Annotated in this window: 14 protein-coding genes; 11 read left to right on the top strand and 3 right to left on the bottom strand. The window is 72.3% G+C overall.

Going from position 1 to position 18522, the window contains the following annotated elements; genetic code table 11:
• Positions 1 to 1767 carry a hypothetical protein gene (locus ACFPFQ_RS39740; RefSeq protein ID WP_379628415.1) on the top strand — a complete coding sequence of 589 codons (1767 nt, stop codon included), beginning with the start codon at positions 1 to 3 and terminating at the stop codon, positions 1765 to 1767.
• Entirely contained in the window at positions 1755 to 5891 is a 4137-nt protein-coding gene (locus ACFPFQ_RS39735) for a polymorphic toxin-type HINT domain-containing protein (RefSeq protein ID WP_379628629.1), read from the top strand. Before ACFPFQ_RS39740 ends, ACFPFQ_RS39735 begins: the two co-directional genes overlap by 13 nt.
• 114 nt (positions 5892 to 6005) lie before the next feature.
• Here ACFPFQ_RS39735 and ACFPFQ_RS39730 read toward each other — a convergent pair whose 3' ends face one another.
• Together ACFPFQ_RS39730 and ACFPFQ_RS39725 are read right to left on the bottom strand one after the other, a co-directional pair.
• On the bottom strand, positions 6006 to 6434 hold the full coding sequence (locus ACFPFQ_RS39730) for a PaaI family thioesterase (protein ID WP_379628414.1): 429 nt from the start codon (positions 6432 to 6434) through the stop codon (positions 6006 to 6008).
• A 9-nt stretch (positions 6435 to 6443) separates the two neighbouring features.
• Positions 6444 to 7265, bottom strand: coding sequence for a class I SAM-dependent methyltransferase (locus tag ACFPFQ_RS39725; RefSeq protein WP_379628413.1), 822 nt, complete (start codon positions 7263 to 7265; stop codon positions 6444 to 6446).
• Between the two features lie 258 nt (positions 7266 to 7523).
• Between ACFPFQ_RS39725 and rpsA the strand changes: the two genes are divergently transcribed.
• The 5 genes from rpsA to ACFPFQ_RS39700 all read left to right on the top strand — a co-directional run bounded on the left by rpsA (position 7524) and on the right by ACFPFQ_RS39700 (position 12606).
• A complete protein-coding gene (gene rpsA / locus ACFPFQ_RS39720; protein WP_379628412.1) occupies positions 7524 to 9002 on the top strand; it encodes a 30S ribosomal protein S1 in 1479 nt (492 codons plus the stop codon).
• Positions 9003 to 9143: 141 nt separating this feature from the next.
• On the top strand, positions 9144 to 9890 hold the full coding sequence (locus tag ACFPFQ_RS39715) for a hypothetical protein (RefSeq protein ID WP_379628411.1): 747 nt from the start codon (positions 9144 to 9146) through the stop codon (positions 9888 to 9890).
• Positions 9891 to 9952: 62 nt separating this feature from the next.
• The gene (gene coaE / locus ACFPFQ_RS39710; protein WP_379628410.1) at positions 9953 to 11149 is read left to right on the top strand and encodes a dephospho-CoA kinase; all 1197 of its coding nucleotides are present in this window, start codon (positions 9953 to 9955) and stop codon (positions 11147 to 11149) included.
• Positions 11150 to 11278: 129 nt separating this feature from the next.
• Positions 11279 to 11992, top strand: a complete 714-nt coding sequence (locus tag ACFPFQ_RS39705; protein ID WP_379628409.1) for an RNA polymerase sigma factor — start codon at positions 11279 to 11281, stop codon at positions 11990 to 11992.
• On the top strand, positions 11989 to 12606 hold the full coding sequence (locus tag ACFPFQ_RS39700; protein ID WP_379628408.1) for a hypothetical protein: 618 nt from the start codon (positions 11989 to 11991) through the stop codon (positions 12604 to 12606). The genes ACFPFQ_RS39705 and ACFPFQ_RS39700 overlap by 4 nt, the downstream gene beginning before the upstream one ends.
• Before the next feature lie 96 nt (positions 12607 to 12702).
• Here the strand turns inward: ACFPFQ_RS39700 and ACFPFQ_RS39695 are convergent, their stop codons facing one another.
• A complete protein-coding gene (locus ACFPFQ_RS39695) occupies positions 12703 to 13215 on the bottom strand; it encodes a DUF402 domain-containing protein (RefSeq protein ID WP_379628407.1) in 513 nt (170 codons plus the stop codon).
• A 47-nt stretch (positions 13216 to 13262) separates the two neighbouring features.
• Between ACFPFQ_RS39695 and uvrB the strand changes: the two genes are divergently transcribed.
• From uvrB to ACFPFQ_RS39675, 4 genes are all read left to right on the top strand, one after another.
• Positions 13263 to 15446, top strand: coding sequence for an excinuclease ABC subunit UvrB (gene uvrB / locus ACFPFQ_RS39690; protein ID WP_379628406.1), 2184 nt, complete (start codon positions 13263 to 13265; stop codon positions 15444 to 15446).
• A 68-nt stretch (positions 15447 to 15514) separates the two neighbouring features.
• Complete coding sequence (locus ACFPFQ_RS39685; RefSeq protein WP_379628405.1) at positions 15515 to 16801, top strand: MFS transporter; 1287 nt, start codon at positions 15515 to 15517, stop codon at positions 16799 to 16801.
• 32 nt (positions 16802 to 16833) lie between these two features.
• Complete coding sequence (locus tag ACFPFQ_RS39680; RefSeq protein ID WP_379628404.1) at positions 16834 to 18156, top strand: glycosyltransferase 87 family protein; 1323 nt, start codon at positions 16834 to 16836, stop codon at positions 18154 to 18156.
• Positions 18153 to 18494 carry an MmcQ/YjbR family DNA-binding protein gene (locus ACFPFQ_RS39675; RefSeq protein ID WP_379628403.1) on the top strand — a complete coding sequence of 114 codons (342 nt, stop codon included), beginning with the start codon at positions 18153 to 18155 and terminating at the stop codon, positions 18492 to 18494. Before ACFPFQ_RS39680 ends, ACFPFQ_RS39675 begins: the two co-directional genes overlap by 4 nt.
• The last annotated feature ends 28 nt before the right edge of the window (positions 18495 to 18522 follow it).

The following is an 18522-nucleotide window of genomic DNA, read 5'->3' as shown; positions in this document are numbered from 1 at the left end:
GTGTCTGATCTGTCCTACACCGCTGTCCGCGTGCTCCGGTGGGTGCTGCTGGTGGCGGCCGGCGTCGTCGCGTGCTGGCTGCTCGGTGCCGGTGCGGCGATGGCGAGCCCGCCTCCTCCGGAGCCGGCTCCGAAGCAGACGGCCCAGGAGGCGTTCCGCCAGGGCGAGCGCGACTTCACCAACGCCCAGGGCGCGAAGGCGGCGGCGCCACCCGCCCCGAAGCCGGCCCCGAAGCCGGCGCCCAAGCCCGCGCCGAAGGCCGCGCCCAAGCCGGCGCCGAAGCCCGCTGCGAAATCCGAGCCGAAGCCGGCCGCGAAACCCGCTCCGAAGCAGGAGTCGAAGCAGGAGTCGAAGCCTGCTCCGAAGCAGTCGGCTGAGGAGAGTTTCCGCCAGGGTGAGCGCGATTTCACCAATGCGCAGGGTGAGAAGCAGAAGTCGGATGCGAAGGCGGCCCCGAAGGCGTCGCCCAAGTCGGCCCCCAAGTCGGCCCCCAAGTCGGCGCCCAAGGTGGCGCCGCAGCAGTCGGCTGAGGAGAGCTTCCGCCAAGGTGAACGCGATTTCACCAATGCGCAGGGCGATCCCGAGTACAAGCGGCTGAAGAGCAAGGCCGACTCCGACGCGGCGAAGACCAAGGCCGCAGCGATCAAGGTCGACACCGACCAGCGTTCGCAGTTGAGCGCGGTCAACCGGCGGACCGAGGCGAGCGGTGAGGACGCCGAGGCGGCCCGGCTGGGCCGCAAGGCGGCGGAGGAGCTCAAGCGCCGTGATGACCCGACGCGGTCGGCGTACGACGCGAAGGCCCTGCCGTGGGAGGACCGGACGGCAGCCATCGACGACGCGCAGAAGCGCAAGCAGCCCAAGCCGATCTCGCAGAAGCTGGCACCGCTGACGCGGGGCGACTCGACCACCGACGCCGATGCGAAGGCCGCCGTGGACCGGGTTCGGCAGGACCCGGCCAAGGCCTCGCCGGAGGCGCTGAAGAAGACCGAGGACGGGTTGGGTGCGGCCGCGGCCAAGCGGGCCAGGGACGCCGGATTCGACCCCGGGCCCGCGGACTACAGCGCGCGGAGCGCGTTCGCGGACGGCTTGAAGGGCACCCCGGACGTCGCGGCGGTGCGTGATGACCATCGCGGGCTCGGCTACGTGACGTGCCAGCCGGGCGCCACGGCGTGCCGGGCCTCGGCGCCCGCCGGGCGGCGGGACCCGGTCGAGGTGAAGCGGACCGACCCGGCAGGGTCGGCGAAGCAGGCCTTCGACGACGCGGAGTCGGTGGACCGGCGCATCGACGGGTTGCCGTTGGACACGGATCTGCGGGCCCGCAGCCTGCAGCAGATCCGGGACGAGTCGGCGGCGATCGACAAGGAGCAGGCCGAGCGGCAGCCGACCACGAAGGACGAGCGAACGCAGCGGTACCGGGACGGTCAAGACCCCCGCGGGGCCACGACGGCCGCAGGCCTGCCGCGGCCGGAGATGGGGCAGGGCGAGGAGATCGCCCGAATTCTGCCCGGTGGGAACGCTGTGCTGGCGCGGGGGCAACGGCCGCGGCCGACCGGGAGGCCGACCGGCGGGCGGCGAACGTGGCACGCGCCCGGGCGTCGGTCAGGACGGCGAGCACGCCGCAGGAGCGGGCGGAGGCGCAACAGCTGGTGGACGAGCAGTCGGCGCTCGCGGCCGGCGATGACGCCGAGTACCAGCAGGGCCGGGCGCAGCAGCCGAACGAGAACGCGCGCGCGTTGTTCGACCTGGGATCGATCGTGGTTCCGGTGAAGGGTGCGCGCGGTGGGGCACCGGCGGGGGAGACGGCCGGTCGTGGGAGCGGTCCGTCCGTCGAGGGTCGAGCACCTGCGGCCGCGCCCCGTGCGGGTGGCACCCGTGCTGACGTGGAGCCCGCGGGCAGGGCCGACGCTCCCGCGGGCGCACCGCCGGCCCGGGCCGACGCCGCGCCGCAGGGGAAGACCGGTGCGGTGACACCGCCCGGCCGGGCTCCCGCGGTGCGGGCAGGTGCGGGCGGGGGCGCTGGTGCCCGGGCTCCGCCGCCACAGGCGCGGTTCGTCAACGGCCCCAAGGGCACGGTCGACACCCAGCCGGCCCGGACCCCCGAGAGTGCGGCCCGTGAACCGGCGGGGAGCCGCGGCCAGGCCGATCCGAAGCAGATCACGGACGGGCCGAAGGCGAGGTTCGTCAGCCACCCGCGGCAGGGCGTCATCGACACCGCTGGTCCGGCGGCGCCCCAGCCACCCCGGTTCGTCGCCAGCAAGTGGGGTGTCATCGACACCGAGTCCCCGGCGCTGGCCAGGCAGATCGACACCGTGACCGAGTCGATCCGGCGCACCGGGTCGCCGCCACCCGGGGTTCACCAGGGCGGCGCGAACGGACGTCCCACCGGTACGTGGCTCAACAGGAGGAATGACCTTCCCACGAAGCTGCAAAACCACTACGCCGAGTCGGACGTGTGGCCGAAGTCGCCCAAGCTGGGCGAGACCGCCCCGAAGCGGGACTCGGAGCGGATCGTCCTCGGCAAGGACGGCGAGGTCTACTACACCCCCGATCACTACGGGACCTTCCGGGACACCACAGAGGGGTTGCCCTTCCAGTGCGCGGCGCGGGGTCTCGGCCCCGGCAACAGCTTCCGGGCGGGCACGGGGGTACTGCTGGCCGATGGCCGGGTGGTGCCGATCGAGTCGGTGCGGATCGGGGACATGGTCCTGGCCACGGACCCGTTCACCGGGCTGACGGCGGCGCGGGCGGTGACCCAGCTGATCCACGGCGAGGGCACCAAGACGCTGGTGCGCCTCGTCACCGCCGACGGGCAGGAGCTGGTCGCGACCAGCAACCACCCGTTCTGGGACGTGACGGCGGGGGCGTGGGTGGATGCCGGTGACCTCGTGGTCGGCCACCTGCTCGTCGAGGCGGACGGCGACCTGGTCGCGCTGACGTCGGCGCAGACGTTCACCGTGCCGTTCGAGCGGGTCTACAACCTCAGCATCGACGGCCTGCACACCTACTACGTGGGTGACTCGACCGACGACGCGGTGCTGGTGCACAACTGCGCGGCCCAGGCCCCGCAGGGTCCGAAGGGGACGTCCGGGTCGGGCGGCAAGGCCCGGAAGGCGCCGAAGGCGGCTCCGGCGGCGGCACCGCAGCCCGCGGCTGCGCAGGCGGCGCTGCCGCACGCTGCGCAGCCGGCCGGCACGGCTGCGAAGGCGACGACGACGCAGGGGACCCTCGGGTCGGGTTGGAAGGGCAAGAAGGGGGTGAAGCCCCGGACGCCGGCCGCAACGAAGCCCCAGCGGGCACCCGCGCGCCAGACCGGAGGCCAGCAGGCCGGGGGCACGCAGGCGGCTGTACCGAAGGCGGCTGCTGTACCGAAGGCGGCTGCAGCACCGAAGGCGGCTGTGCCGAAGGCTGCTGGGACACCTCAACCACCCCAGCGTCAACAGGGAACCGCGGCAACGGCCGGGACGTCACCCGCGACGTCAAGGCCCGGCGCCGGCAAGGCCCAGCAGCCCGGTCCGGCGCTTCCGGCGCCGAAAGCGGCCTCGGCCGCATCGCGTGCGGCGGACACCGCGGCCGGGTCGGCGCGTGCGGCGCGGTTGAAGGCGAACGCCGTCGAGCGGCAGAGCGCGACCGGAGCGGACGGGGCGCGGGCGGCCGGCGTCGCGGTACCGACGACGGCACGGTTGCGGGTGCCGGATCCGGTGGTGCGGGCGTGGTCGGGCGTCGCCGAGCAGCGCGCTGCGGCGAAGGCGCGTGGAGCGGGCAAGCAGCTCGACAAGGCGAAGGTGCGTGCTCAGGATCTGCGCACCGCGCAGGTCGCGGGGCAGCGCGCCGGACAGGCCCGGACAGCGGCAGGCCCGGCGGTTGCCGGTGCGGCCCGGCTCGAGGGCGCGGTGGCGCGCTTCGCCGCCGGTCGTGCGGTGGCCGGCGCGGAACGCAGCGCGGTGAAGGCGGACAAGCTCGCGCGGCAGTCGCAGGTGTGGGCGGTTCGGGCCGGGAGCCCGCGGGCGCCGGTGGCCGGTGCTGCGGCCGCCCGGTCCGCGACGGCCGCGCGAACCGACGCGACCGCGACCCGGCAGCTCGCGGATCGGGCCACGACGCGGCTGGACCGGATCCGGGGCGATCTGGGCTGGAGCAAGCCACCGCTGACCAGGATCGGGGAGTCGGCGCCTGCGCGTGCGGCGCTACGCGCGATCACGCCGGTCCGGGACCAGATCTACGGGTGGCGGGCCCAGCGATCGGCGAACAGCGCGGCGCGCGCACAGGAGCGGGTCGAGGCGGCGAGGGCGACGGCCAGCGCGGCCCGGACCGGGCTGGACAGGTCACTGGCCACGATCGCGTCGCGGAACAGGGCCGGGCTGCCGACGCCCATCCACGAGTCCGGTGCAGCAGCATCGGCGGTGGCGCTGCGCGCCGCGTCGGCAGCCGCGCAGCGGGCGGCGGCGCGCGCGGAACGCAGCGCGTCGTGGGCGCGGACGCTGGCGAACAAGGAGCCGAACTTCCGGATCCCGAAGAAGGTGGTGATCCCGGGTTCGGCGGCGGCCGCGATCCAGGGAGCCGACGTGCTGTTCGGTGGCCCGGACCCGAAGTCGTCAGATCTGGAGGTGCTGGCGGGCTCACGGGTGGCGGCGTACGCGGGACCGGGTGGTGGGTACACGGTGATGCTGGCGCGGGATCGGCGCACGGGTGAGCTGGTCGGGATCATCACGACCGAGGCCGGTGTGGGCGCCGGGGGAGCGTTGGACTTCCAGGTTCCGCCGACGGCGCGGGCCGAGGGCGTGACGATCGACGGCGCCGCCGCGGTCCTGTGGAACGGCAGCGGGCTGACCACGACGGTGAGCACCGGCGCGACACCGGCAGCGATCAACGCGCAGCTGGCGGGGCTGGGAGTCGGGCGGCTGTCGGTGGACGCGAACGGCAACCTGCAGGCGTACGGGCCGGCCGGGAACCCGCGGTTCGACCGGACGGACTTCCCGGACGGGACGCGGCGCGCGAACCGGGCCGAGCAGGGGCGCGGCACGTCGATCCTGTTCCGCGGTGCGGTGGTGTGGACGGAGTACGTCCCGGTGGAGGACATCGCCGACCTGCTGGGCCGGCAGGAGATCCCCGGAACCCCCGTTCCGGCTCCTGCGGCACCGGCACCTGCACCGGCACCTGCACCGGCACCGGCACCGGCACCGGCACCCGCTCCGGCGGCATCGAATCCGGCCGCTCCGGCTCCCGCTGCGGGCAACCGGGCTGCCCCGAAGCCAGTGGCCCCGAAGCCAGTGGCCCCGAAGCGAGTGGCCCCGAAGCTCGCGGACGCGAAGCCTGCGGCTCCGAACGCGGCGGTGTCCGGCAAGGCCGCAGCCCGGCCCGATCAGGACCGGCCCGATCAGGACCGGCCCGATCAGGACCGGCCCGATCAGGACAAGGCTCCGGTAGCCCGGTCGGACGCGGCGCAGCAGGGTGGGGACTCCCCGGCGGATCCGGGAGCCGATCACCGCACGCCGTCGACCGCCGGGACCGACCGGGATCGGGCACCGGATCGTCCGGACGTCGGCGGTACCGGCTCGGCCGACCGGGCTGGGCCGACTGCAGATCGGCCGGCACCGGATCACTCGGTCGGGTCGGGCCATGACTCGACGCCGGCGTTGGGCGACCCGGCCGATCGGGCGGGTGCGGATGATCTCGGTGACCTGATCGCCGCCGCGGAACGCTCCCGTCCCGCCGCCGGCCGCGACGCCCGCACGGGATCACCGGCAGCGTCCACGCCGGCGGGAGCGGCTCCGGTGGGCGTCCAGCTCCTACGGCTGTCCGGTGATCAGCCGCTGTACCTGCTGGTGGTGCCGGGCTGGGGGGTCTGGACGTGGGACGGCACCCCGGAGCGGCTCGCCGAACTGCTCCGGCGTTGAGAGCCGGCCGAGTGATCAACGCCCACAGGTTCCGGTTGGATCATGAGCCAGTGCGCGCTCGGCGGCGGGCGCCCCGACCGCACACGCCGGTGGTTGCTGTGCCCACCCGCCGACCTAAGCGCTGGGGCTGGTCGGCCGGGAGTCGCGGTGCAGGCAGGTGAGCTTCGCCGTGCAGGTGCGGCGGCCCTGCTCGTCGGTGATCACGATCTCCGTGGTGGACGTGCTGCGCCCGACGTGGAGGGGCCGGGCCACGCCGGTGACGTAGCCCTCGGTGGCGGAGCGGTGGTGGGTGCAGGAGAGCTCGAGCCCGACCGGGAAGCGCTCCGGCAGCGCGTGCAGTGCCGAGAGGGTGGAGCCGAGGGACTCGGCGAGCACGGCGCTCGCTCCGCCGTGCAGCAGCCCGAACGGCTGCTTGTTGCCCGCGACCGGGAGCCGGCCGACGACCTCCTCGAGGCTCAGCTTGAGGATCTCGATGCCCATGCGGTCGGCGAGCTGTTCGGGGACGTCGGCGGACTGCTGCAGGTCCGCGGGGTCGATCGGCATTCGGGAACCCTATGTCAGCGGCCGCGTGCACACGAAGATCGCGGTGCCGGGGAACAGCGCCCCGCGCAGCGGTGACCACTGGCCCCACACCCGCTCGCGCCCCTCCGGCCATTCGGGCTCGACGATGTCGGTGAGCACGAACCCGGCCGCCACGACGTCACGGACGCGGTCGCCGAGCGTCCGGTGGTGCTCGACGTAGGTGGCGGCGCCGGTCTCGTCGACCTCGACGTAGGGCGTGCGGTCGAAGTAGGACTGCTGCACCACCAGCCCGTCGGGCCCGGGGTCGTCGGAGAACATCCAGCGCATCGGGTGGTTGACGGCGAACACCCAGCGCCCGCCGGGGCGCAGCACCCTGGCCACCTCGCGCATCACGTGGCGCGGGTCGGCCACGAACGGCACCGCGCCGAACGCCGAGCAGGCGATGTCGAACGACGCGTCGACGAACGGCAGCTGCTCGGCGCCGGCCTGCACCAGCGGAACGGAGATCCCGGTCGATTCGCCCAGCGCGGCGGCGTGGCGGAGCATCGCGCCCGACAGGTCCAGCGCCACCGCGCGGGCGCCGTGGGCGGCGAGCCAGCGCGCGCACGGCGCCGACCCGGCCCCGACCTCCAGCACCCGCTTGCCGGCGACGTCACCGAGCAGCCCGGCGTCGTCCTCACGGAGCCCCTCCGGCCCCCAGACGAACTCGGCATCACCGATGTCGGAGCCGTGTTCCTGCAGGTAGTCGGCCGCGTCCGCGTCCCACCAGAGGCGGCTGGCGCGCTGCGACTCCCCGGCACCAACCGACCGCCGCGCAACCCCCACCGTGCCCAGCAACTCTTCGGCCGTCATGCGAGGATATTGGCAGCTCGCAGGGGGGTACCCGCATTGCCGTGGTGATCGGGCCCCGCGTACCATGGAATTCGCATTGTGGTCAACGTCGCAGACCTCGATCGTGGGGTCCCCGGCAGTCTTCGCGATCGCCGCGCGTTGATCTTCTTGCAGCCTTCTTCACCACGTTCCACGAGCAAGGGTGACAGCACCACGTCACGAGACGAACACCACCAGGTCCGCACCACCAATCCATCCATAACCGGAGCACCCCACTACATGTCCACCGACACCACCGCCGCCCCGACCCACACGGCCCCGCAGGTCGCCATCAACGACATCGGGTCGGAGGAGGACTTCCTCGCAGCCATCGACCTGACGATCAAGTACTTCAACGATGGCGACATCGTCGAAGGCACCATCGTCAAGGTCGACCGTGACGAGGTCCTGCTCGACATCGGCTACAAGACCGAGGGCGTCATCCCCTCGCGGGAACTCTCGATCAAGCACGATGTCGACCCCGCCGATGTCGTGTCGGTCGGAGAGCACGTCGAGGCCCTCGTCCTCCAGAAGGAGGACAAGGAAGGCCGGCTGATCCTGTCCAAGAAGCGCGCGCAGTACGAGCGCGCCTGGGGCACGATCGAGGCCCTCAAGGAGGCCGACGAGCCGGTCGAGGGCACGGTCATCGAGGTCGTCAAGGGCGGCCTGATCCTGGACATCGGGCTCCGCGGCTTCCTCCCGGCCTCGCTGGTCGAGATGCGCCGCGTGCGCGATCTGCAGCCGTACGTCGGCCGCAAGATCGAGGCCAAGATCATCGAGCTGGACAAGAACCGCAACAACGTGGTCCTGTCCCGCCGGGCGTGGCTGGAGCAGACCCAGTCCGAGGTGCGCAGCGAGTTCCTCAACCAGCTGGCGCGCGGCCAGGTGCGCAAGGGCGTCGTGTCCTCGGTGGTCAACTTCGGTGCGTTCGTCGACCTCGGTGGTGTCGACGGTCTGGTGCACGTCTCCGAGCTGTCCTGGAAGCACATCGACCACCCGTCCGAGGTCGTCGAGGTCGGCCAGGAGGTCACCGTCGAGGTTCTCGACGTCGACCTGGACCGCGAGCGCGTCTCGCTGTCGCTCAAGGCCACGCAGGAAGACCCGTGGCGCCTGTACGCCCGCACCCACGCGATCGGTCAGATCGTGCCGGGCAAGGTCACCAAGCTGGTTCCCTTCGGCGCGTTCGTCCGCGTCGAGGAGGGCATCGAGGGCCTGGTGCACATCTCCGAGCTGGCCGAGCGCCACGTGGAGATCCCGGAGCAGGTCGTGCAGGTCGGCGACGACGCCATGGTCAAGGTCATCGACATCGACCTGGACCGCCGCCGCATCTCGCTGTCGCTCAAGCAGGCCAACGAGGGCATGACGGTCGAGACCGAGTTCGACCCCACGCGCTACGGCATGGCCGCCGAGTACGACGACCAGGGGAACTACATCTACCCCGAGGGCTTCGACGTCGAGACCGGCGACTGGCAGGAAGGCTTCGAGAGCCAGCGCGAGGAGTGGGAGCGCCAGTACGCCGAGGCGCACACCCGCTTCGAGCAGCACATCACGCAGCTCAAGAAGGCAGCCGAGGCCGAGGCCGAGGCTGCGGTCGAGGGTGCCACCGGCACCAGCTACTCGTCGGCTCCCGCGGGCGGTGCCCCGGCCGAGACCGGTGGTTCGCTGGCCAGCGACGAGCAGCTCGCGGCTCTGCGCGAGAAGCTCTCCGGCGGCGCGTGACCAACCGCTAGACGCAACATCCCGGACGGCCCCGGCAACCCCACAGGTTGCCGGGGCCGTCCGGCGTTTCCGGGTGAACGTTCGGTGATCCGACGGGCGCGTCGGGTGAGCCCCGGGCGCGGTTCGCTCTACCGTGGCGACATGCACGGGGGGTGGGTTTCGATCGCACGACGTCGTGCTCGGATCGGTGCCATCGCGCTCGCCGCACTCCTCACCGCCGCGTGCGCCGCCCCCGTCCCCGGGCCTGCCGTGCCGCTGTTCCCGACCTCGGGCTCCACCTCGGCCACCGCCACCGCGGCAGCGAAGGTCGGGGTGATCCCCGACGACTGCCCCGCGCTGCTGTCGGTGACCGATCTCGGCGCGCTGCTGGGCCTGCCGCTGAACTCGGTGGCGGTCCGCACCATCATCGGCGTGCCGCTGGCCGACTCGGGACGCACCGAGCGTGTCGACTGCAGCTACAGCGGCACCGCCAACCCGGTGCGTGGCAAGGCGCTGCTGAGCGTCGCGGCCACGGCGTTCCAGGACCGCGCGGCCGCGCTCAAGCAGTGGCAGATCAACGTGGACGCGAGCGACGGCGACCGGCAGGACCTCATGATCGGCGCCGCGACGGCGGTGCTGTTCCAGCGCCGCGACGAGGCGGAGCTGTCGGCGGTCTACGGCACGGGCACCGTCACGCTGCTGCTGCCGAACGGCAAGCTCCCGGGCGCCCGGACCCGCGACGACGTGCTCAAGGACCTCGCCGTGCGCGTGCTCGCCACGATGCCCGAGGTGGGCGCCGCGCCCCCGGCCCCGACGGGTGCACCGGCGGGATCGCCCGCGACACCCCCGCCGAGCCCCAGCGCCGCACCCGGTGCCAACCCGCCCAAGGCGGCCGGCCCCGGCTACTGAGGCCCGCTCGCCCGCAGCCGGGGGCGCGGGGGCGGCGGTCGGCACCGCGGTACGGTGCCGGGGTGTTGCGCGTGGGGCTGACCGGCGGAATCGGTTCGGGCAAGTCGACGGTCGCCAGGCGGCTCGTCGCCCGCGGGGCGGTGCTGATCGACTCCGATGTGCTGGCCCGCGAGGTGGTGGCAGCGGGCACGCCGGGACTGCAGGAGATCGTCGCCGCGTTCGGCGACGGCGTGCTGCGGCCCGACGGCGAGCTGGACCGTCCCGCGCTGGCCGCGGTCGTCTTCGGCGACGACACCTCCCGCAAGCAGCTCAACGGCATCGTGCACCCGCTCGTGCGGCAGCGTTCCGACGAGCTGCTGGCAGCGGCCCCGTCGGACGCGGTGGTGGTGCAGGACGTGCCGTTGCTCGTCGAGAGCGGGATGTCGCCGCTGTTCCCGCTGGTGGTCGTCGTCGATGCCGACGCCGAGGTGCGGGTGCGTCGGCTCGTCGAGCAGCGGGGCATGCCCGAGTCCGACGCCAGGGCCCGGATCGCCGCGCAGGCCGATGACGAGGCGCGTCGTGCGGCGGCCGACGTCTGGCTCGACAACGGTGGCGTCCCGGCCGACATCGAGGCCACGGTGGATGCGCTGTGGTCGCAGCGGCTCGTCCCGTTCGAGGAGAACCTGCGGCTGCGCCGTCCGACGCGGGGCGGATCGCCGCTGATCGCCGAGCCGCAACCCGGATGGGTGACCGCCGGGCGGCGGTTGGCGGCGCGGGTCGCGGCCGCGGCTGCCGGCCACGGGCGTGGAGTGGCCCACATCGGCTCCACCGCGGTGCCCGGCCTACCGGCGAAGGACATCATCGACCTCCAGCTCGGCGTCGCCTCGCTGGCGGATGCCGACGCCGCGCGCGACGCGCTGCAGGACGCCGGGTTCCCGGCCCGCCCGGACATCGCCTGGGACAACCCCAAGCCGCCGGGGTCGGCGCCGATGCCCAAGCGCTACCACGGCTCGGCCGATCCCGGTCGGGTCGTCCACCTGCACGTTCGTGAGGTCGGATCGCCCGGGTGGCGCTACGCGCTGCTGTTGCGCGACTGGCTGCGGGCCGACACCGCCGCCCGCGACGAGTACCGGGACTTGAAGATCGCGACCGCCGCCCGGTACGCGGGCGACGCCGATGCCGCCCGGTACGCCGAGGAGAAGGAGCCGTGGTTCGACGCCGCGGAGCCACGGGCCGAACGTTGGGCCGCATCCTCGGGGTGGTCGCCGTCGTTGGACTGATCAGACCACCGGACCCGTAACGCAATGCTGCGCCGTCACGATGGAGGGACGAGGCATTCCCTGAACGTGTGACGCGCGGGGTTACGGAGAGCCACCGCGGTGGCACCGGAGGAGCGGGAGGACGAGAGGGTGAGCGCACTGGTCGACCACCGGTCCGACTCCGGCGACGGCGTTTCCGATGTCGATCTCGACGTCGAGCCCACGGTGCTGGTGAGCAAGGCGGCCGATGCCGCTGCTCCCGACGCCGTGCCGCACCAGGTGTACGCGCACGTCGAGCAGGACGGCCCCGCGGCGTCGCCCGCGCAGCTGCGCGTCGACTTCGGCGCCCACCTCGAGGCCAACTACCAGCGCCTGGTCGCGCAGCTCTACGCCATCACGCTCGACCCGGGCGAGGCCCACGACGTCGTGCAGGACGCGTACTCGCGCGCATGGCGCAACTGGGCCACGATCAGCCGCACCGACGATCCCACCGCATGGATCCGCCGCGTCGCGGTGCGTTCCACGGTCCGGAGCTGGCGGCGGGTGCTCAACCGGTTCGGCATCGGGCGCCACGCGCCGGTCGCCGACGGCGTCGATCCGCGCACCGCCGCGATGCTGGCCGCGCTCGGCAGGCTGCCGGCGCCCGAGCGCCGCTGCGTCGTGCTGTTCCACATGGCGGGCGCGCCGCTCGCCGAGATCGCTGCTGTCGAGCAGGTGTCGCCGGGCACCATCCAGGCCCGGCTGTCCCGAGCGCGGCACGTCGTCACGGAGGGCCTGGCCGACGTGCTGCCCGAAGTGCTCGGCATGCCGGGCGAACAGCCCTACGAGGGCGACGTGTACGACGAGGAGGGGGAGTACCGGTGACCGACGCGTTCGACCGGATGACCGGCGAGTTCCGTCGCATGGACGACGAGCTCGCGGCAGCGGTCACCTTGCCGCCGGTGGACGGTGTGATCCGTCGCGCCGGCACCCTGAACCGCGCCAGCACGGCCGCGGCCGCTGCAGTGCTCACCGTCGGTGCTCTGGGGGGCATCACCGCGGTGGCTCAGGCGTCCACGAGCGAGCCCACCGTCGCCACGGCGGCCGTCGCACCCGCCGCCGACCCGTCGCTGCCGCCCACCGTCGAGGCCGCGCACGTGCCGGTGCCCGAGGTGGTTCCGGATCCGACCACGGAGGAGAAGGCCAAGCCCGCTCCGGCCCCTCGTCCGGTCGCACCGCGGGTCACCAAGGCCCCGGTCGTCGTCCCGCCGCCGGTGGTCGTGCCGCCGCCGGTCGTGGTGACCACGCCGCCGCCGGTTGTGGTGACAACGACCGCCCAGCCCGAGGGCACACCGGATCCGACGACGACGCCGCCGAAGCCGACGAAGACCCCGAAGCCGACGGCTCCGCCGTCGTCGACGGTCACCTCGTCAGCTCCGGCCTCCACGTCCGGCTCCAACCCGGCCGACGCGGCCATCCAGGGAAACCCTGCCGCCTGATCTGACCCGTTCTCGACTCCAGCGGGGTGACATCACTGACGTCGGACGTCAGTGATGTCACCCCGCTGGACGTTCCGGGGCCGGTCGCGCCTCCGCTCAGCCCCGCACCTTCCAGCTCAACGCGATGCCGGACTCCGCTAGCCAGGCATCCAGGTCGTAGCCGTGCGCGGCCAGCCCCGCCATCGCCCGGTGCGTCCGGTGCATGGCCGCCTCGGCCGCGGCCGGCGCCAGCAGCCCCAGCGCGACGGCCGCCACGAACTCGTCCACGTCGATCACCTCGGCGCCGCGTCGCTGCTGCACGACGATGTCGAGGTAGTGGTCGGTGAGGTGCCAGCGGTCGCCGTCGCGCACGATCTCGCACAGGTCGAGGTAGAAGTCCTGGTCGCGGGCATGACCGGGGTTCCACCACCAGTCGGTGACGCAGAGCCCGAGGTCGGGCAGCAGCCACGACTCGATCCAGTGCGCGGTGGGCCGACCGACCATCGCCCGGCTCATGTAGAGGCCGAACGGTGTCTCGCGGTAGGTCTCCACCGGGCGTTCCACGCCCTTGGTGTCGATGTTGATGCTGGCAGGGACGTCGAAGGTGACGATCTTCGGCGGGTGCACCATCCTGATCCTGTCAGAACTTGTCGGTGGAGGCTCGTACTCTTGGAGGCGTGGCATTCGCAACAGAGGTTCCCGGCAGCGCGGCGATGCAGGACATCCCGATCGCCCACTCCGAGCACCGCCCCGTCAGCGACATCCCGCGCCGGGGCGGGCGGTTCGAGGTCGTCAGCGAGTTCAAGCCGGCGGGCGATCAGCCCGCGGCCATCGAGGAGCTCGAGAAGCGCATCCGCGCGGGCGAGCAGGACATCGTGCTGCTCGGCGCCACCGGCACGGGCAAGTCGGCCACCACGGCCTGGCTCATCGAGAAGCTGCAGCGGCCCACGCTGGTGATGGCGCCCAACAAGACGCTCGCGGCGCAGCTGGCCAACGAGCTGCGCGAGATGCTCCCGCACAACGCCGTCGAGTACTTCGTCTCGTACTACGACTACTACCAGCCCGAGGCGTACATCGCGCAGACCGACACCTACATCGAGAAGGACTCCTCGATCAACGAGGACGTCGAGCGGCTGCGCCACTCCGCCACGCACAACCTGCTCTCGCGCCGCGACGTCGTCGTGGTCGCGTCGGTGTCGTGCATCTACGGCCTCGGCACGCCGCAGTCCTACCTCGACCGGTCGGTCAAGCTGGAGGTCGGGGGCACCGTCGATCGCGATCAGCTGCTGCGCGCGCTCGTCGACGTCCAGTACACGCGCAACGACATGGCGTTCAGCCGCGGCACGTTCCGGGTGCGCGGCGACACGGTCGAGATCATCCCGGCCTACGAAGAGCTCGCCATCCGCATCGAGTTCTTCGGCGACGAGATCGAGTCGCTCTACTACCTGCACCCGCTCACCGGCGACGTCGTGCGGCAGGTCGACGACCTGCGGATCTTCCCGGCCACCCACTACGTCGCGGGCCCGGAGCGCATGGAGCGCGCCGTGCGCGACATCGAGGCCGAGCTGGCCGAGCGGCTCGCCGAGCTGGAGCGCCAGGGCAAGCTCCTGGAGGCGCAGCGGCTGCGCATGCGCACCCAGTACGACCTGGAGATGATCCGCCAGGTCGGGTTCTGCTCCGGCATCGAGAACTACTCGCGCCACATCGACGGTCGTGGCGCCGGCACGGCCCCGGCCACCCTGATCGACTACTTCCCCGACGACTTCCTGCTGGTCATCGACGAGTCCCACCAGACGGTCCCGCAGATCGGCGGGATGTACGAGGGCGACATGTCGCGCAAGCGCAACCTCGTCGACTTCGGCTTCCGGCTCCCGTCCGCGGTCGACAACCGGCCGCTCACCTGGGAGGAGTTCGCCGATCGGATCGGCCAGACGGTCTACCTCTCGGCCACCCCGGGCCCCTACGAGATGCAGCGCACCGGCGGCGAGTTCGTCGAGCAGGTCATCCGGCCCACCGGCCTGGTCGACCCGAAGGTCGTGATCAAGCCGACGAAGGGCCAGATCGACGACCTCGTGCACGAGATCCGCGAGCGGGCCGAGCGTGACGAGCGGGTGCTGGTCACCACGCTCACCAAGAAGATGGCAGAGGACCTCACCGACTACCTGCTCGAGCTCGGCATCCGGGTGCGCTACCTGCACTCGGAGGTCGACACGCTGCGGCGCATCGAGCTGCTGCGGCAACTGCGCCTTGGCGACTACGACGTGCTCGTCGGCATCAACCTGCTGCGGGAGGGTCTCGACCTGCCCGAGGTGTCGCTGGTGGCCATCCTCGACGCCGACAAGGAGGGCTTCCTGAGGTCCGGCACGTCGCTGATCCAGACCATCGGCCGCGCCGCCCGTAACGTGTCCGGCGAGGTCCACATGTACGCCGACAAGGTCACCGACTCGATGCAGCACGCCATCGACGAGACCGACCGGCGCCGCGCCAAGCAGGTGGCCTACAACGAGGAGCGGGGCGTCGATCCGCAGCCGCTGCGCAAGAAGATCGCCGACATCCTCGACCAGGTCTACAAGGAGGCCGAGGACAGCGAGATCCCGGTCGGCGGATCGGGCCGCAACCAGTCCCGCGGCAAGCGCGCCGCGGGTGAACCGGGCCGCGCCTCGGCGAGCTCGGGCATCGTCACCGGTCGCGACACCAAGAACATGCCCCGCGCGGAGCTGGCCGACCTGGTCCAGAACCTGTCCGACCAGATGCTGGGCGCCGCTCGCGATCTCCAGTTCGAGCTCGCCGCACGCCTACGCGACGAGATCCAGGATCTGAAGAAGGAGCTGCGGGGGATGGACGCTGCCGGCATCAAGTAACCCGCACTTTCCGGTTGCCGTCCTCCGGTTGTCGAGGCAGAGTTCGGCAACCGAGCGCGGGGGGTCGCATGGCGGAGCAGGCGGAGATCGACGCGGTGCAGGTGCGGCGCCCGGTCCGGCAGCTGGTGGCGGCGTCGATCGGCAACGCCGTGGAGTGGTACGACTGGTACGCCTACTCGTTCCTGGCCGTCTACTTCTCCACCCAGGTGTTCCCGGCCTCCACGGACGATCCGCTGGTGCCGCTGCTCAACGCGTTCGCGGTGTTCGCCGTCGGCTTCTTCATGCGGCCACTGGGCGGGCTGCTGCTGGGCTCGCTCGCCGACCGGATCGGCAGGCGCGGTGCGCTCACCGCCACCATCCTGCTGATGGGTGGCGGCAGCCTGCTGATGGCGATCCTGCCCACCTACGACCAGGTCGGGGTGCTCGCGCCGATCCTGCTGGTGATCGCCCGGCTGGTGCAGGGGCTGTCGGTCGGCGGTGAGTTCGCCGCCTCCACCACGTTCCTCGTCGAGTCGGCGCCCACCGGGCGGCGCGGCCTGTTCTCGAGCTTCCAGTACGTGTCCACCACCATCGGCCAGCTCGTGGCGTCGGGGCTCACTGCCCTGCTCGCCGTCACGGTGGCCAAGCCCGACATGGCGAGCTGGGGCTGGCGCATCCCGTTCGTCGTCGGCGCCGTGATCGCGCTCGTCGGCGTGTGGATCCGCCGCAGCGCCGACGAGACCCATCCCGCGCAGGCCGATCTCGCCGCCGGCAAGCGACCGCCACTGTTCACGGCGCTGCGCCGCTACCCGCGCCAGTCGGTGCTGATCGCCGCGGTCACCGTGGCCGGCACCGTCACCTACTACACGTGGACCACGTACTTCGCCACGTACGCGCAGGTCAACTACGGTTTCAGCGTGGCCGATGCCACCCTGGCCAGCACCATCGCGCTCGCCTTCTTCGCCGTTCTCCAGCCGCTGGGCGGCATCCTGTCCGACCGCTGGGGCCGCAAGCCGTTCCTGATCGTCTTCGCGGCAGGCTTCGCCCTGCTGCTGATCCCGTTGCTCGCCGTCATCGGATCGTTCCTGTCGTTGCTGCTCGTGCAGTGCGCGGGGATGGTGCTGCTCACCGGCTACACCGCGATCGCGGCCGCGGTCAACGCCGAGCTGTTCCCCGGGCACGTGCGGGCGTCCGGCATCGGGTTCCCGTACTCGCTCACCGTCGCCGTCTTCGGGGGCACCGCACCGTTCCTCGCCACCTGGCTCACGCAGCTGGGCCGTCCCGAACTGTTCCCGTACTACGTCGTGGTGCTCGCGGTGTTCGGTCTCGTCGTCTACCTCCGGCTGCCTGAGACGGCGCACCGCCCCCTCACCTGAGGCCGCGCTCGTTCCACCGGATACCGTGGCCGGTGACGGAGGGGGACGACACCGTGACGGCGACCGGCCAGTCGGCCACCTGGACGCGACCGTGGCTGCTGGCGCAGCTGCGGGCGCCGCGCCGGATCCTGCCCGTCACGATCCCGCTGCTGGCACTGGTGCTCGTCGGCCTGGTGATCCACACCGGTGGGCGCCACATCGACCTCGAGGTCTACCGCTTCGGCGTGCAGGCCTGGCTCGCGGGCGGCGACATGTACGGCCCGCTGCCGGAGACGTCGGGCCACATCGCGCTGCCGTTCATCTACCCGCCGTTCGCCGCGGTGCTGATGGTGCCGCTGGCCGTGGTGTCGTGGCTCGCGTCCTGGGTCACGCTGCTGGCGCTGTCGGTGCTGTCGCTGGGCGCCACGCTCTACGTCACCGCGCGGCGGCTGTGGCCGTCGGGCGGGCCCGGCGGCGCCTTGTCGGTCATGTCGATCCTGCTGCCGCTGGCGTTGGCGGTGCAGCCGGGCAAGGACATCGACTTCGCCAACCCGCCACCGGGCGGCCCACCGATCGCGCTCGAACCGGTGCTGCAGACCATCGAGTTCGGCCAGATCAACCTGCTGCTGATGGCGCTCGTCGCGCTCGACTGCCTGGTACTGCGCCCGAAGTGGCCCCGCGGCACCCTCATCGGCATCGCCGCGGCGATCAAGCTGACACCCGCGGTGTTCGTGCTGTACTTCCTGCTGCGCCGCGACTACCGCTCGGCCGCGATCGCCGCCGTCTCCGGGGCGGTGGCAACGGCCATCGGGTTCGCGCTCGCGCCGTCGGCGTCGCTCACGTTCTGGCTGCACAACCCGGCGGGCGGGGTCAGCGCGTCGCCGTTCTTCACCAACCAGACGTTCCAGGCGGTGCTGGTGCGCATGGGCGTCGACGGCACCACGCGCACGGTCTGCTGGCTGGCGCTCTCGGCGGTGCTGGTGCTGATCGCCGCCCCCGTCATCCGCCAGGGCTCGGCGCCGCTGGCGATGGTGGCGACGGCCGGCGTCGGGCTGCTCGTGTCGCCGACGTCCTGGTCGCACCACTGGGTGTGGATCGCGCCGGCGCTGCTGGTCATGGCGGCCACGGCCTGGCGGTTCCGCTCGCTCGGCTGGGCGGTCGCCACGGTGGTCACGGCCGCGGTGTTCGTGATCGCGCCGCACCAGCAGGGACTGCCCAGGGCAGGCGACAACGAGATGCACTGGACGGCGCTGCAACAGGTGATCGGGAGCACCTACGTCTGGTACACCGTGGTGCTCTTCGTGCTGATGTGGCTGGCGTGGCGGCGGCGCTCCGCCACGGTGCTCCATCCGGCCGGCCGCGTGGAGGTGTCGTGAACCACGACGAGGCGGTGGCGTACTGCCTGGCCAAGCCGGGCGCCGTGCCCGACCAGCCCTGGGAGAACGACCTGGTGGCCAAGGTCGGCGGCAAGATCTTCGCCTTCCTGGGCGGCGAGGGCATCGGGCTCAAGTGCGGGAGCGACCTCGACGAGTCGGGTGAGCTGCGCCTCGCCTACCCGGACGCGGTCACGATCATGGCCTACATCGGGCGGCACGGCTGGAACAGCATCGCCCTCGACGGCACGGTCCCCGACGACGAGCTGCGCGAGCTCATCGACGGCTCGTACGCCGCGATCGTGGCCAAACTGCCGAAGCGGTTGCGTCCGACCGGCTGAACATCCACCTCCGCTCCGGCACAATTCG

The sequence above is a fragment of the Pseudonocardia sp. GCM10023141 genome (assembly GCF_042653605.1).
Note: the sequence above shows the minus strand (reverse complement) of the source record. Positions and strands in the feature narration are given on the sequence as shown.